General features: G+C 67.3%; 15 protein-coding genes. 9 read left to right on the top strand and 6 right to left on the bottom strand.

Annotation, left to right across the window (positions count from 1 at the left end):
- Positions 1 to 62: 62 nt before the first annotated feature.
- Positions 63 to 3224, bottom strand: coding sequence for a glucan 1,4-alpha-glucosidase (locus tag ACFQ50_RS12610; RefSeq protein WP_377995881.1), 3162 nt, complete (start codon positions 3222 to 3224; stop codon positions 63 to 65).
- A gap of 154 nt (positions 3225 to 3378) precedes the next feature.
- Here ACFQ50_RS12610 and ACFQ50_RS12615 point away from each other — a divergent pair, with 154 nt between their 5' ends.
- On the top strand, positions 3379 to 4635 hold the full coding sequence (locus ACFQ50_RS12615) for an ROK family transcriptional regulator (protein WP_377995882.1): 1257 nt from the start codon (positions 3379 to 3381) through the stop codon (positions 4633 to 4635).
- Between the two features lie 204 nt (positions 4636 to 4839).
- Positions 4840 to 5076: a hypothetical protein gene (locus ACFQ50_RS12620; RefSeq protein ID WP_377995883.1), complete on the top strand. Its 237-nt coding sequence runs from the start codon at positions 4840 to 4842 to the stop codon at positions 5074 to 5076.
- Positions 5077 to 5081: 5 nt separating this feature from the next.
- On the opposite strand, the gene ACFQ50_RS12625 is transcribed toward ACFQ50_RS12620, so the two are convergent.
- From ACFQ50_RS12625 to ACFQ50_RS12635, 3 genes are all read right to left on the bottom strand, one after another.
- Entirely contained in the window at positions 5082 to 5369 is a 288-nt protein-coding gene (locus ACFQ50_RS12625; protein WP_377995884.1) for a MoaD/ThiS family protein, read from the bottom strand.
- A gap of 9 nt (positions 5370 to 5378) precedes the next feature.
- Positions 5379 to 6509 carry a WD40/YVTN/BNR-like repeat-containing protein gene (locus ACFQ50_RS12630; RefSeq protein WP_377995885.1) on the bottom strand — a complete coding sequence of 377 codons (1131 nt, stop codon included), beginning with the start codon at positions 6507 to 6509 and terminating at the stop codon, positions 5379 to 5381.
- A gap of 75 nt (positions 6510 to 6584) precedes the next feature.
- Positions 6585 to 6887, bottom strand: coding sequence for a hypothetical protein (locus tag ACFQ50_RS12635; protein ID WP_377995886.1), 303 nt, complete (start codon positions 6885 to 6887; stop codon positions 6585 to 6587).
- Between the two features lie 175 nt (positions 6888 to 7062).
- Between ACFQ50_RS12635 and ACFQ50_RS12640 the strand changes: the two genes are divergently transcribed.
- Positions 7063 to 7494: a LexA family protein gene (locus ACFQ50_RS12640; RefSeq protein WP_377995887.1), complete on the top strand. Its 432-nt coding sequence runs from the start codon at positions 7063 to 7065 to the stop codon at positions 7492 to 7494.
- Positions 7487 to 8770: a Y-family DNA polymerase gene (locus tag ACFQ50_RS12645; protein ID WP_377995888.1), complete on the top strand. Its 1284-nt coding sequence runs from the start codon at positions 7487 to 7489 to the stop codon at positions 8768 to 8770. Before ACFQ50_RS12640 ends, ACFQ50_RS12645 begins: the two co-directional genes overlap by 8 nt.
- A gap of 30 nt (positions 8771 to 8800) precedes the next feature.
- Here the strand turns inward: ACFQ50_RS12645 and ACFQ50_RS12650 are convergent, their stop codons facing one another.
- The gene (locus ACFQ50_RS12650; protein ID WP_377995889.1) at positions 8801 to 9001 is read right to left on the bottom strand and encodes a hypothetical protein; all 201 of its coding nucleotides are present in this window, start codon (positions 8999 to 9001) and stop codon (positions 8801 to 8803) included.
- 178 nt (positions 9002 to 9179) lie between these two features.
- Between ACFQ50_RS12650 and ACFQ50_RS12655 the strand changes: the two genes are divergently transcribed.
- The 4 genes from ACFQ50_RS12655 (at position 9180) to ACFQ50_RS12670 (ending at position 13116) form a co-directional block, all read left to right on the top strand.
- Entirely contained in the window at positions 9180 to 9686 is a 507-nt protein-coding gene (locus tag ACFQ50_RS12655; RefSeq protein ID WP_377995890.1) for a universal stress protein, read from the top strand.
- A 322-nt stretch (positions 9687 to 10008) separates the two neighbouring features.
- Positions 10009 to 10365: a metal-sensitive transcriptional regulator gene (locus ACFQ50_RS12660; protein WP_377995891.1), complete on the top strand. Its 357-nt coding sequence runs from the start codon at positions 10009 to 10011 to the stop codon at positions 10363 to 10365.
- A gap of 60 nt (positions 10366 to 10425) precedes the next feature.
- Positions 10426 to 10656 carry a heavy-metal-associated domain-containing protein gene (locus tag ACFQ50_RS12665; protein WP_377995892.1) on the top strand — a complete coding sequence of 77 codons (231 nt, stop codon included), beginning with the start codon at positions 10426 to 10428 and terminating at the stop codon, positions 10654 to 10656.
- A gap of 63 nt (positions 10657 to 10719) precedes the next feature.
- Positions 10720 to 13116 carry a heavy metal translocating P-type ATPase gene (locus tag ACFQ50_RS12670; protein ID WP_377995893.1) on the top strand — a complete coding sequence of 799 codons (2397 nt, stop codon included), beginning with the start codon at positions 10720 to 10722 and terminating at the stop codon, positions 13114 to 13116.
- A 70-nt stretch (positions 13117 to 13186) separates the two neighbouring features.
- Here the strand turns inward: ACFQ50_RS12670 and ACFQ50_RS12675 are convergent, their stop codons facing one another.
- Positions 13187 to 13459, bottom strand: coding sequence for a DUF2277 domain-containing protein (locus ACFQ50_RS12675; protein ID WP_377995894.1), 273 nt, complete (start codon positions 13457 to 13459; stop codon positions 13187 to 13189).
- 214 nt (positions 13460 to 13673) lie between these two features.
- Here ACFQ50_RS12675 and ACFQ50_RS12680 point away from each other — a divergent pair, with 214 nt between their 5' ends.
- Entirely contained in the window at positions 13674 to 13937 is a 264-nt protein-coding gene (locus tag ACFQ50_RS12680; RefSeq protein ID WP_307098374.1) for a hypothetical protein, read from the top strand.
- Positions 13938 to 14005 lie beyond the last annotated feature (68 nt).

The raw sequence follows: 14005 nt of genomic DNA on the forward strand, positions 1-14005 counted from the left end.
ACAGACATCGTCCGGGGCCGGAGAACCACCCCCTGGCAGACAAACGACTTCACAGCTTCCTCCTAGGGCTGAAGGCCAAGCATCGGCACCACCACGGGTGATCCTGCGCGCCAGTCGAGTACCGAAGCTTGCGTCTGGCCCTCGCCGACAAAGACGTCCAGCGCGTTGGGGTCGCCCGTGTCCGTATCCCGGGACGGGAGGCTGCCGTCGAAGATCCCCGCTCCGCCGCCGAAGCGCCATTCCTTGATCCAGGACGGATCGCCCGCTTCCCAGTAGGCCCCGTCATATACGGGCCGCACGTTTCCGATGCCCTCCCCGGCCTCGGCGTTGCCGAACATGGCCACGGACATCCGTGCCGTCGCGGGATCCAGTCCGGCAAGGGCTGTCTTGGGCACCCTGGTCACGATCTGCCGTGCCTCAGGGACGGCCAGCAGCGATACGGCCGAGGTCCGGCTGCCGTCCGGCGCGTAGACGCCGGCGCCGTCGTACCGGCCGTCGGTGACGATCACGGAATCCCAGGCGTGCTCCACATTGATGTTGGTACCCGGCAGGCCAGGCGCGGCGCCGCCCTCGCCCCTGCCCAGGTAGATATTGATGCGCTGATGTGAAATGGCCTTCCCGCCCCACGGGTTGGTCAACTCTCCGGCGATGGTGGACACGAAGGCATAGTCGTCCCCCGCATCGTAAACGTCCACGCCGGTCAGGTCGAAGGCGCCCGGAACGTACACGCTGTTCGTCGGGTACTTGTAGGTTCCGGGGCCGTTGTCGTCGCCCTTGGGATCGCTCAGCGAACCGATGCGGCTGCCGTAGTAGAGGACGGTGCGGTCCTCGACGGCGGTCCCGCCGTCTGCGGCGACCCCCGCAACAACGATTTTATTCTTGGCACCGGTGAGCGGAACGTCCAGCTCGAAAGTGCCGGTGCCGTCAGCGGCGCGAGTGACGGGGGCCTCCGTGACGGTCCCGTTCACGGACACGTACACCTTCGCGGAGTTCGTGGTTCCGCGGACGACGGCGGCAGCCGAGTCCGCCGTCGACAGTGCCTCGGGTGCGGTAACGGTGAGTTCCGGGCGCGAGAGCGGAGCTCCGCTCGCGTAGCGTGCGGCGACATTGGCAGGAGTCTCCACGGGGGCACCGGCCTTCAGGCCGGCGGACAGCCTGACGTACTGCGCCATCGCCCAGGACAGCGGCGACGCCGATCCGGTGCTGCGGCCCAGCTCGTGGCCAAACGAGGTTGGCTCGTCCCGGTCCCAGACCTGCTCGGGGATCATGTAGCCGGCGTTGGCCGCCGAATGCATCGTCTGCAAATAGGGCAGCGCGTCCTGGCCGTTGGCAAGAGCGTACTCGCCGCGCTCACCGCTCAGGAGGGGCCAGAGGCGGCCCGTCCCTGTGCCGTCCCAGGGCGAGCCGTCGTCCTTTTCGCCGTACCCGTCATAGGTGTAGCGGTGCCACATGCGCCCGCCAGGGGTTTCCTGCGAGATCGATGAGTCGGTCTCCGCCAGGGAGCCGGCGACATGGGGGTCCGCCGGTGCCTTCACACCGAGCCGCACGAACTCCAGGAAGCCGCCGTCCAGGACGGCGTTCTCCGGGTGCACTCCGGCGCCGTTGCCCCAGTCCCGGGTGGCGCCGTCGTTCGGGTCACCGGTGGCGCTGATGCGCAGGTAGTACTTGCCGTCGCCCACCGGGCCGTTGGTGGTGAACATCCATTTCTCGGTGCTCCGCTGCCACTCATCTGCGGTGGCGCGGTAGACGGCGGCGGAGCCGGCGTCCCCGTTCTTCTCTGCGATGTCCCCCGCGGCGGCCAGCGCCGCAATCTGCGAAGCCAGCGTAGAGGTGGAGTACCCGCCCGTCTCCTCCCAGCGCTCCTGCGGCGTCTTGGGCCCGGCCGCAACGAGGTAGTCGGCGGCCGGCTTGAGCTCGTCGCGGTAGAAGGCGGCGTCGGTGCGGCCAATCTGGTTGGCCAGCAGGATGGGGAATGCCGTTTCGTCGAGCTGGATGCCGTTCTGGCCGATCGTGCCGTCCACGCGCGAGGTCTGCGGGAAGTGCCCGTCCGGCTGCTGCTGGTACTTGAACAGCCATTCAACTCCGCGGGTGGCGGCTTCCTTGTCACCCGCGGCGAGCAGGGCGGTGACTGACTGGTACATGTCCCGCGCCCAGACGGCATGGTAGCCCTCGCGGTGCGTTTCGGCGCTGGCCACCTGGCCCCACGGGATGGTAAGTGAGGCGATGAAGGCGCCGGGGAAAGTCTTGTCCTCATGGGACTTCACCGTCATGAGGGATACGTCGTACTGCGTGCGGAGGTCCCCCTGCAGTGACTCAGCGGGCTGGTCCAGCGATTTCAGGTACTTCTTCCATTCCCCCGTGTAGCTCTTGCTGACCTTTTTGTAGCCTGCTTTGATACTGGCCCGGGCGGTGGCGAGCGCCTCGGACGTGTCGGCACCAAAACCGAGGGCCAGGGCGAATTCCGTCTTCCCGCCCGCCGCCAGCGGAATCTGTCCCGTCTGGGAGATGTTCCCAGGGCCGGCAGAAGCGGACGCATGGTCCAGCCGGCCGTCGGCTGCGAGGTCGGTCCAGCCGTCGCTGGTTCCCACATAGCCGTTGGCGGCGATGCTGAAGCCCACCGAGGAAACGAGCGCCGTAGCCACGGGAGTGGCGGTGTCTGCGAGGTCGGACGCCAGGAGAGCACCGTCTGACACGCTGCCGGAGTCGCCGCCCGAAGTACCCGCCAGCGACGGATCGGAGAGAACGAACAGCTGGTAGTCGCCGCCGTCGAGCACTTCGAACGTGACGCCCAGCATCACGGTGGACCGCTGGGGGTCGGTGACGTAGGTCTTGGTGAGCCGCCAGCGGCCGGCGTCGTCTGTTGTGGTCTGGCGGTAGCTGAGGGCCTTGGGATCGGCCAGTTCCACCGTGCGGGTTGTCTGTTCGCTCTCCCGCTGCGCCGTGGTGCCATCACTGACGGCGAACTGCAGTTCCCGGGTGTTGGGTGTGTCCGCCCGCGGGTAGTACACCTCGCTCATGGTGCCCTCAGTTAGCGTGTACCAGACCTTCGAAGCCGGGTTTAGGGAGGTGCCTACGCCCTCCTTGTCGCCCTTGGTCCAGGTTGCGGCGGCGCCTGGCGAACCGGGCGGATCGGCAGCGTCCGCGACGGCGGGGGTCAGGCCCAGTGCCGAAACGGCCACCGCCATGGCGGTGGCGGTGCAGACAGATTTGAGGCGTTGCTTCATTGCTCTCCTCGGAGGTGGGGTGCGGGGAAATGTCCGGCCGGGGTGCCTCGCGACTACTCCAGCACCGAATCACAGGGTTTATTAATAGCTTTAATAAACCACTGCCAGCTAGTATGGGAGAGCATTTGTCCGGGCGTCAAGGGGTGGGGAAAGTATGTCGGCGAAGCGGACTGCTGCTACCGCCCCGGTCCTCCGTCGGATCACCGGGGAAGCTGTGCTGCGGGTGCTGGCCGCCGGGGATCAGCTGACGGCCGGGGATCTCATCGCTGCCACCGACCTCTCCCGGCCCACTGTGCACTCCGTCTGCGACGAACTGATCGACCGGGGCTGGGTGATGGAAACGGAGCCGGGTGCGACGGCTTCCGCCGCTGCGCGCCCTCACGGACACCCTCACGTCAGCGCTGCTCCCAACGCCGGCGGCCGGCCGTCACGGCGCTACGCCCTGAACGCCGGTGCGGGCCTCGTTGCAGGCATTGACCTTGGCGCGACCAAGGTCTCTTGCTGCTTGGCGGACCTTCGGGGAAAGATCATCGCGGAAGCCACCGAACCTTGGCGCGATGAGCACGTCGGCGCTCCGGAACGCCTCAGAATCGCCCGCCGGATCATGCAGGATCTGCTGGGTGAGGCGGGCGTGGGCGCGGGCAAAGTGCTGGCTGCCGGGATGGCGGTGCCCGCACCCGTTACCGATGACGGGCATGCCGTGGCCCTGGAATCCTACCTGCCCGGCCTGGCGGCACTTGACCTCCGCACAGCACTTGAACCGGAATTCACGTGGCCCGTGCTGGTGGACAACGACGCCAACCTTGCTGTCTTGGCGGAGCGCTGGCGCGGGGCCGCCCAGGGTGTGGACAACGTCGTCGTCCTCCTGGCCGGCGAGCGCCTCGGCGCCGGCATCTGCCTCGGTGGACGGCTGGTGCGCGGCGCCGGGGCTGCCGGCGAAATGCGTTTCCTCGATCTGGTGGAAGGCGTGGGCAACACCGACGCCGTGGGAGGCATGTGCCGGGAACTGGGCGCCATCGCCGCCGCGGAGATCATCGCCGGTGACCGCCCGGGCCGCGCCAGTGCGCTCGTCGAGCTGTGTGGCGGAAAGCCAGGGGATGTCACGGCCGAAATGGTCGTGGAGGCGGCGCGCCGCGGCGACCCTGCCGCCGTCGAGGTGGTGGAGGTGGTCATGGAACGCACCGCAAGGGCGGCAGCGGTGGTGAGTACCCTGTTGGACCCGGAGCTGCTGGTCCTGGCCGGCGGACCGGCGGGGGCAGGTGACGTGCTGCTTCCAGTCTTCGGACGGCAGCTGGGCAGGCTGAACTCCGCTCAACCCAGACTGGCAGCGTCAGCCCTCGGAGACCACGCGGCGGTCGTAGGGGCCGTCCGCTCGGCGCTGGACCATGCCTTCGAGCATCTCCTGGATTAGCCGCCTGAGGCGTCCGCGCATCGCCCCGCCAGCGCAGTGGCGCCGCTTTTCGCCGGGCCGCCGCACTGTGTTGCCGCGGAAACCGCCCCGGCGCCGGAAACTAACCGGGCGCTAACGGGCAGGAAACGCGTGCGCAACAATGCCGCGCCACACTGGATGTGCCGGCAATTGCAGGCACCAGCTCCAGCTCAGGAGGCCATCGCCATGTTGAAGGAAGCCACACCCCACATCACCCGGGTCCGTGCCCTGGACCAGCTGCATCGCGGCGACGAGATCGAGGCCCGCCTGTCGGTTGGCCCCAGCTACGACGACGTCATCATCCGCCGCGGCAGCGTCCAGGAGACAGCCCCGGGCATCGGCGTCGTGTGGATCATGGATCATCACACGGGCATGCGCAAGGCCATCAATACGGACGAATGCAGCGTTTGGCGCGTCGCCTGAGCCGGCTAACCGCCGGCCACGGACTGAATGATCAGCACTTCCTGGCCGGCAGAAACTTCCGTTTCCAGGCCGCGGAGACGCCGGACCTCCTCACCGTTCACGTAAATATTCACGTAACGGCGGAGCGCACCCGTCTCGTCCCGCAGCCGCCTGGCGAGCACCGGGAAGTTTCCGGTCACGGAATCCAGCAGCGAACGCACAGTCACCGCCCCGTCGGCGGGTGCAGTCAGTACGGACTGCCCGCCGGCGAGCGGCTGGAGGACACTGGGGAGGACCACGCTGATCTCAGCCACTGCACATCCTCATGCGGGAGCCCCGGCCGGAACCGGCGCTCCGGCCACAATGGCAGCGCGGACGCACAGAACATCGGGCAGGTGGGACGCCACCTCCGTAAAGGTCTCACCTTCGTCGGCGCTGGCATACACCTCGCCGCCGCGCGTTCCGAAATACACCCCGGCGGGTTCTGCGGAATCCACCGAGGCCGCGTCACGGAGCACCGCGTTGAATTCTGACTGCGGCAGCCCGGAGTCCAGGCGCTTCCACGTGGCGCCGGCATCGTCGGTGCGGTGCACGGCGAGCTTTCCGTCCGGCGGGATGCGTTCGCCGTCGGCCTTCAAGGGAACCACCCAGGCCGTGCCTGCCCGCCTGGGGTGCGTCAGCATGACGAAGCCGAAATCGGCCGGCAGGCCCTCCGCTATCGATTCCCAGTTCTCGGCATTGTCATCACTGCGGTACACGCCGTGGTGGTTCTGCGCGTAAAGGCGGCCTTCGACGGCGGCATCCGCCGCGATCTTGTGCACGCACTGGCCGAACTCTGGGTTGGGATCAGGCATGAAGTACGCGGAGATGCCCTTGTTCCGCGGCTCCCAGGACGTCCCGCCGTCGAGCGAGCGGTACACGCCTCCGGTGCTCATTGCGACGTGCACGTTGTCCCCGGAGGGATTGACCACGATCGAGTGGGCGGCTGCGCCGCCGTATCCCGCTCCCCATTCGCTGCGGTGCGGGTGGTCCCACAGCCCGCGGTTCAGCTCAAAGTGCTCGCCGCCGTCGGTCGATTTCCACACTGAAATCGGCTCCGCGCCGGCCCAGACGACGCCCGGGCGGGATTCGGCGTCGGGGTAGATCTGCCAGATGCGTTCCACGGCGGCATCGGTGCCCTCGGGGAACTTGATGGCGCCCTGTTCGGGCTCGGTCCAGCTGGCGCCTAAGTCATCCGAGTGGGCAACGTAGGGGCCCCAGTGCTCGGACCGCACCCCGACCATGATGCGTGTGCGGCCGCCCCGCGTGTCGATTCCGATGCTTGGTATCTCGCTCATCAGGAAGTGCGGGCCGGAAAAGGACCATTGCTTCCGGTCCTGGCTGGTGGCCAGCCAGAGGCCCTTTTTGGTCCCGATCGCTAAAACGAAACTCTCTGAGGCATTCATGCACCCCATGCAACCACTCCGGCGCAGGGGCTGCAATGGTTTTGGACCCCACGGGTTTGGCCGGGGTCCGGCGCCCGGGCGGGTCTAGGACCCGATCCTTGCACCGTCCTGGGCGGTGCCGTCTTGGACGGTGCCGTCATTCGCGGCACGCCGGTTTCTCCACCACCGGCGGAGCAGGTCCGCCGCGGCCAGGACTCCGGCCAGGGGCGTGAGGACGGCGGCGGCGTAGACGAACAGCAGCCAGGTCAGCGTGGCGATCGGCGGCTGGCTCCGGCTCAGCAGGGACAACCCGCCGAACAGGCCCGCAACCCAGAAGAGCACCACCAGCGCCAGCACGGCTGCTGCCGGAAAGTACTCGTTCCGCACCACCCTCTTCAAGGTTTCCACCACTGATCCTCCTGCGCCTTGCATCCCCATGAAACCAGTATGCGACGGAGACCCGCTGCGGCGGAGACGGCACGACGAACGTGTGATGAACACAACCGCCGACTGGCATGGCTGCATTCTGTCAGCCCTGTGGACTACACTGAACTATCGAACATACATTCGAAAAAGGTGTGTTGTGGGCGTGATCATTGGTCCCCGCGTGGTAGAGGCGGGACTTTCCCTCCGGCTGGTGCTGGCCTCCCCGGTCGCCGTGGCGGCGGGCTTCCCCTCCCCCGCCCAGGACTACTTTGACGGTCGGATCGACCTGAACGAGCACCTGATCAAGGACATCACCAGCACCTACATCGTGCGGGTGGCCGGTGACTCGATGGAACAGGCCGGCATCAGCGACGGCGACGAACTGATCGTCAACCGGGCACTGGAACCGCGCGACGGTTCCGTGGTGGTCGCGGTTCTGGATGGCGAGCTCACCATCAAGCGCCTGAAGATCACCGCGGCAGGCGTGGTGCTCCAGGCGGCCAACCCGCTGTATCCGGACATCGTTGTCCCCGCCTTGGCCGACCTCACCGTCTGGGGCGTGGCCACGAGGTGCCTGCACCATGTCTGAGACACGGCAGCAGATTGCCCTGGTGGACGTGAACTGCTTCTACGCCAGCGCGGAGCGGGCTTTCGACCCCTCCCTCGAGGGTAGGCCACTGGTGGTGCTCTCGAACAACGACGGCTGCGCCGTCACTCGCAGTCCGGAGGCCAAGGCACTGGGGATCAGCACCGGCGACCCGTGGTTCAAGATCGCCCCCCGAGCCAAAGAGTGGGGCCTCGTTGCCCGATCCAGCAACTATGAACTGTACGGCGACATCAGCGCCCGGGTCATGGAGCTGTTGGGGCGCTACTCAGCCTGGCTCGAGGTGTACAGCATCGACGAGGCATTCCTGGGCATCAAGGGCAGCCCCGAACAGGTGGTGGGTCTCGGCCGGACCATCAGGACAGCGGTCCAGCGCAACGTCGGAGTACCTGTCTGCGTCGGCATCGCCGGCACCAAGACGCTCGCCAAGCTGGCCAACCGGTGGGCCAAGAACAACCCCGCGTTTGGAGGGGTGTGCCGCTGGGAATCGATGGCCCCGGAGGCGCGTGATCTGCTGATGTCCCGGCTGCCGGCCTCGGAGGTCTGGGGCGTTGCGGGCCGGTTGGAAAAGCGGCTGAACGCCATGGGGATCTGCTCCATTCTCGAGCTCAGCCGGGCTGATCCGGTGATGGTGCGCGACCGCTTTTCGGTGGTGCTCATGCGCACGGTGCTGGAGCTGCGGGGAACACCCTGCATACCCCTGGAGGAGGAACGCGCGGGCCGGGACCAGCTGATCTTCTCCCGCTCGTTTTCCACTCCCCTGACGTCGGTCCCCGAATTTCGACAGGTCCTGAGCGTCTACGCCCAGCGGGCGAGCGCCCGGCTGGCCCGGCACGGGCTGCAGGCCAAGGTCCTCACCGCGTTCGCCGGCACGTCCCACTACAACGCGAAGGACAAGTCGTTTCCCTCGGTGTGCGTTCCGCTGCCTATGCCCACCGCGGATCCGGTGCTGCTCACCAGGGCAGCCCATGCCCTGCTTCCCGCGATCCGGGACGGCGTCAGATACGCCCGTGCCGGCATCATGGTCACCGACCTGCGGCCGTCCGGCAATCAGCAGCCCCTGGAGCTCTTCACCAACGCGCACGAGGAACGCGGGATCGGCCCGCTGGTGGAGGCGATCAGCCGGAAGCACGGCAGGGCCACGATCGGCCTCGGGTTCGCAGGCTTGAGGAGCGGCCTGGACTGGAGCATGAAGCGCGGCATGCGTTCGCCGCGCTACACGACGCACTGGGACGAATTGCCGGTGGTACGCGCTGCCTGACCGGCCCCGGCGCATGCGTCCGCGAACCAGTCAGTCCACAAACTCAGACTGGGTCTCGATGAAATCCCACTCGGCTTCGGTCAGGACTGCCTGCGGGGTATCCGGTTGTGGGCCGCCGGCCTCGGCAATCCCCTGAATCACGAACACCGGAACGTCGCCGGCCCGCAGGTTCTCGCGAAGCCACTCCTTGCTCTTCAGGTCCAGATCAAGCCACCACATGTGAATCTGCATGGGACGCCGCCTTTCTACGTCTCCAAACTAGGCGCACCAGGCGCGGGATTCAAGGGAAAAATCACCGCCCTTCCACGTGCGCCCACAGCTGCGCAACAGGGCTGAAAACCGCCACTGAGCTGGGCGGAGGTCCCGTGCAGGTCTGGTCTTTCCTGGCGGCGCGGGCACACAATTGACTATGGATGCAGAGCACTTCATCGGCCCGCCTCCGCTCCTTGTGGGCACGGTTCCGGGCCAGCATCCGGAGGTCCTCCAGACCGCCGTCAGCCTGGCCCAAAAACTGTCTGCCCCGCTGCTCTGCGCCTACGTGGATGAGGCAAGCTACCTGGTTGAGTGGGATCCCGCGCGGTCCGCGCACCGACTTTCCCTGCATCCGGACAGGGACGACGACGACATCCGCTCGGTAACCACGGAGCTGAAGTCGGCCATCACCTCGGCCATCCAGGACGGCGGCCCGGCGTGGACCTTGCGCACGCTGTCCGGGGACCCCGCCCGGGCCCTCGGCAGGCTGGCATCGGAAGTCAATGCTCCCATGATCATTGTGGGAACGCCGGAGCGCGGCTTTGGGCACCGCATAACGGAGCTCCTGAACGGCTCCGTGGCTGCCTGGCTCACCCACCACCAGAGCCGGCCCGTGCTGGTGGTCCCGTTCCGAATGGCGGCGCACCAGGACGTGCCGGAATAGCAGGACCAGAGGCCTGCCAGCACGGCCCGAAAAAGTAAAGTCAAAGTAGTTATTCGAGCCGGTGGCCAACTCGGCTACCGGCAAGTAAGCTGATGACGCAGGCTGATCAGAGCTTGCCCCAAAGACTGCTCCGGAGTGCGTATCCCCCAATAACGCGCTCCGGAGCTTTTTGTTGCCCGAAAGACCTCCGCGGCACCAGATCCTCCCTGACATGCGCACTGCCCGGGCCACAACTTTTCTGCAATCAGACCAGCACTTTCGCATCATCGTGACTTCCCGCACCCTCCTTGACGGATACCCCCTAGGGGTATAGCTTGAGGACATGGAGACTTCCGAAGGACGGACGCCGGCGGCGCCCAGCGAAGAAGCTATTACTGAATCCCCGCAGCACGGCTACACGGGGGACAAGGATGCGTACCTGCGCCGGCTCCGGCGGATCGAGGGACAGGTCCGGGGAATCGCCCGGATGGTCGAAGAGGACAAGTACTGCATCGACATCCTGACGCAGGTCGCGGCCGTGACCAAGGCCCTGCACGCCGTCAGCCTGGGACTCGTGGAGGAACACATCGGCCACTGCGTTGTCGGGGCGGCCTCGGAACCTGATCCTGACCTGCGGGCCGAAGCCATCGACGTGAAGGTCAAGGAGGCGGCGGGTGCCATCGGGCGCCTCCTGCGCTAGCGGCACACCACAACCCACCCAGCTGACCAACCACGTCAGCGCAGCAACGAGGAGCCAGCAATGAGCACCATCTCCACAAAAGTCAACGTCTCAGGCATGACCTGCGGGCACTGTGTTTCCGCCGTTAGCGAGGAGCTCGAGGCGCTGGCCGGCGTCGAGGATATCAATATCGACCTCAATGCAGGCGGCGTTTCGACCGTCACCATCACCTCCACCCAGAAGCTCTCCCCCTCGGAAATCGGCGAAGCCGTGGCCGAGGCCGGTTACCTGGTGGTGGCCAACGAGGCCTAGCCCCGACTCCCGTTCGCACCAGGTACCACCAGAGCACCAAGCATCACCAGAGAAGGACCAGTCATGGGCACCGAACACCATCCCGCAGGCAACGCCCGCAGGGTGATCGAACTGGACGTTGAGGGCATGACCTGCGCCTCATGCGTGAACCGCGTGGAAAAGAAGCTCGCCAAGCTCGAAGGCGTCCAGGCCACGGTCAACCTCCCCCTGGAAACGGCCCACGTCACAGCCCCGGCCGGCATCACGGACCAGCAGATCACAGACCAGGTAGCCTCAGCCGGCTACAAGGCCCGAATCAGACGACCCGCACACGGGGACCGCTCAGAGCAAGACCACGAGGCCATGGCGGCCGGTCATGCGGGGCACGCGCTGGCGGGCCGCGAAGACCACATGGCCCACGGCGGCAAAGCGTCAGAGCTCAAGCCGCGCCTGCTCGTCGCCGCGGTCCTGACGGTGCCGGTGTTCCTGATCTCGATGTTCCCCGCGTTCCAGTTCCCCGACTGGGGCTGGGTGGCCGGTGCCCTGGCCCTGCCTGTAGTCAGCTGGGCGGCGTGGCCGTTCCACAAGGCGGCCGCCATAAACGCCCGCCACTTCGCCTCCACCATGGACACCCTGGTATCGCTCGGCGTGATCGCAGCCTACCTGTTCTCCGCCTGGCAGCTCCTCGCCTTCCCCCGCCTGACCGAACACCCGGGCATGGAACAGATGGGCGGCGCTGGTTCCGGCGGCCTGTACTTCGAGGTGGCCAGCGTGGTCACGACGTTCCTTCTGCTGGGCCGGTTCCTGGAGGCGAACGCCAAGTCGAAGGCCGGCGACGCGCTCAGGGCCCTCCTGGACCTCGGCGCCAAGGACGCCACCATCCTGCAGGACGGCACCGAAGTGAAGATCCCGGCGAGCCGGCTGGCGGTCGGGGACCTGATCGTGGTCCGCCCGGGCGAGAAGATCGCCACCGACGGCGTGGTGGTGGACGGCGCCTCGGCGGTGGACGCCTCGCTGGTCACCGGCGAATCGGTGCCGGTGGACGTCGGTCCGGGCAGCAACGTTACCGGCGCCACCATCAACGCGTCCGGCTGGATGCTGGTCCGGGCCACGCGCGTCGGTGCGGAAACCACCCTGGCCCAGATGGGCCGCCTCGTTTCGCAGGCGCAGAGCGGAAAGGCGCCGATCGCCCGGCTTGCCGACCGCATCAGCGCGGTATTCGTGCCGGTGGTCCTGGCCGTCGCCGTCCTCACGTTCGGAGGCTGGCTGCTTGCCGCCGGGCCGGACATCACGGGGCCGGAACTCCGCGCGGCCTTCACCGCCGCGGTGGCCGTGCTGGTCATCGCGTGCCCCTGCGCCCTGGGCCTGGCCACGCCTGTGGGCCTCCTGACCGGCACGGGGCGTGGCGCGCAGCTGGGCATCCTCATCAAGGGTCCGCAGGTCCTCGAAGACACCCGGACCGTGGACACCATCCTGCTGGACAAGACCGGAACGGTCACCAGCGGGCAACTGTCCGTCGACGCCGTGGCAGGATTTGCCCCGTTCACCGGGCCGGAGGTCCTGCGGATCACCGGAGCGGTCGAGTCGGCGTCGGAGCATCCGATCGCCGTGGCGATCGCTTCCGCCGCAAGGTCCGTGGTTCCCGCCACGGGCCACCGGTCGTACACCAGCCAGAACGGAAGTGAAGCGGACGACGACGCCGGCCATCCCGCCGTCGTCGGCTTCCGCTCCGCCCCCGGCGGCGGAGTGGCGGGAACCGTTGAGGGCCAACTGGTGGTTGCCGGCCGGAGCGGATGGCTGCGGGACAACGGCGTTGGAGTCACGCCGGCACAGGATCAGGCATTCCGCGCCGCCGAGGAGTCAGGTGCGACGGCCATTTGGGTGGCCGTGGACGGCGAGGCTGCCGGCATCATTGAGCTGCGGGACACGGTCAAAGAGGGATCGAAGGCGGCTGTGGCACGCCTCAAGGCCCTGGGCCTGCGGCCCATGCTGCTCACGGGTGACAACGCCGCGGTCGCTGCCCAGGTGGCCGCCGCCGTCGGAATCGCCGCCGACGATGTTTTCGCCGGCGTCCTCCCCGAGGGCAAGGTGGAAGCCGTCCGCCGGCTGCAGGCCGGCGGCGCGACGGTGGCCATGGCAGGCGACGGCGTGAACGACGCCGCGGCCCTGGCGCAGGCCGACCTCGGCATCGCTATGGGCTCCGGCACGGACGTGGCGATCGAAGCCGCAGACCTGACCGTGATGGGCAACGACCTGGGCCAGGTGGCCACCGCGATCGAGCTGTCCCGGCACACGCTGGCCACCATCAAGACCAACCTGTTCTGGGCCTTCTTCTACAACGCGGTGGGCATTCCGGTGGCGGCCGCGGGCCTGCTCAATCCGATGGTGGCCGGCGTGGCCATGGCGGCGAGTTCGGTGCTGGTGGTGGCCAACTCCCTGAGGCTGCGCCGCTTCGGCCGGCAGCTTCACCCAACCAGGTAGCAGATCAGGGCGTTCCCAGCGCTGGGAACGCCCTCACCTGCTACTCACTTGGGCGCCCGGTGCCCAAACCTCAGGCCGTCCCGAACCGGACGGCCGCCCGGGCCTTCGCCTTGGCCGCTTCCTCGTCGCGGTCCTTGGCGGGAGCGTGCGTCACCAGGGATTCGAGCAGGTGCTGGGTCACGTGCGCTATCTCGTGCACGGCGTGCTCGAACGCCTCCTCATTGGCCTTGGAGGGCTTGGTGCTGCCGCTGATTTTTCGGACGTACTGCAGCGCCGCGGCGTGGACCTCCTCGGACGTGGCGTGCGGTTCATAGTTGTGGAGGGTTCGGATATTCCGGCACATACCCCCATGCTAGGCTCTGGAACGCCGAGGATCGACCCTTCCGGTCCCGCGTCGGGCGGGGCATCTGACCGTGGGGAGGACTCCATGGGGAGCGCTGCCCATCGACACTCTTCCGGGCCGGAAGATAGTTTTTAGGCAATGGATCTTCCGGACGAGCCGGAGGCCGCTGGGGATGCCGACTGGAATCGGGTCCGTTGATTAAAGGAGAAATGTAATGGCTATTTGGGGTGCAGACATTGCGCAGCTGAAGAACTTGGGCACCAAGCTTCAGGCTGGTTCGAATGAAATCGAGAAGCAGAAGTCCCTGCTGACCAAGGTGCTCGAGGGCACCGACTGGAAGGGCCCGGACGCCGACAAGTTCCGCAGCGAATGGCACGGCCAGCACGCCGCGGCCCTTGCCAAGGTGGCACAGGCGCTGGACGAGGCCGGCAAGCAGGCCAGCCGCAACGCTTCCCAGCAGGAGGAAGCCTCCCGCTAGGCCGGGAACGCACCGGAGGGGGCGGGGCCGCCGCGGCCCGGCCCCCCGCCGTTATTGGGTGCCGCCCC

It is taken from the genome of Arthrobacter sp. NPDC056493, assembly GCF_042795115.1.
Lineage (GTDB): Bacteria > Actinomycetota > Actinomycetes > Actinomycetales > Micrococcaceae > Arthrobacter.

Excerpts from the sequence above, each read along its gene's own strand:
- ACFQ50_RS12665 (WP_377995892.1), top strand. The coding sequence starts at position 10,426 with ATGAGCACCATCTCCACAAAAGTCAACGTCTCAGGCATGACCTGCGGG.
- ACFQ50_RS12620 (WP_377995883.1), top strand. The coding sequence starts at position 4,840 with ATGTTGAAGGAAGCCACACCCCACATCACCCGGGTCCGTGCCCTGGAC.
- ACFQ50_RS12655 (WP_377995890.1), top strand. The coding sequence starts at position 9,180 with ATGGATGCAGAGCACTTCATCGGCCCGCCTCCGCTCCTTGTGGGCACG.
- ACFQ50_RS12675 (WP_377995894.1), bottom strand. The coding sequence starts at position 13,459 with ATGTGCCGGAATATCCGAACCCTCCACAACTATGAACCGCACGCCACG.
- ACFQ50_RS12610 (WP_377995881.1), bottom strand. The coding sequence starts at position 3,224 with ATGAAGCAACGCCTCAAATCTGTCTGCACCGCCACCGCCATGGCGGTG.
- ACFQ50_RS12670 (WP_377995893.1), top strand. The coding sequence starts at position 10,720 with ATGGGCACCGAACACCATCCCGCAGGCAACGCCCGCAGGGTGATCGAA.
- ACFQ50_RS12680 (WP_307098374.1), top strand. The coding sequence starts at position 13,674 with ATGGCTATTTGGGGTGCAGACATTGCGCAGCTGAAGAACTTGGGCACC.
- ACFQ50_RS12615 (WP_377995882.1), top strand. The coding sequence starts at position 3,379 with ATGTCGGCGAAGCGGACTGCTGCTACCGCCCCGGTCCTCCGTCGGATC.
- ACFQ50_RS12630 (WP_377995885.1), bottom strand. The coding sequence starts at position 6,509 with ATGGGGTGCATGAATGCCTCAGAGAGTTTCGTTTTAGCGATCGGGACC.
- ACFQ50_RS12645 (WP_377995888.1), top strand. The coding sequence starts at position 7,487 with ATGTCTGAGACACGGCAGCAGATTGCCCTGGTGGACGTGAACTGCTTC.
- ACFQ50_RS12660 (WP_377995891.1), top strand. The coding sequence starts at position 10,009 with ATGGAGACTTCCGAAGGACGGACGCCGGCGGCGCCCAGCGAAGAAGCT.
- ACFQ50_RS12650 (WP_377995889.1), bottom strand. The coding sequence starts at position 9,001 with ATGCAGATTCACATGTGGTGGCTTGATCTGGACCTGAAGAGCAAGGAG.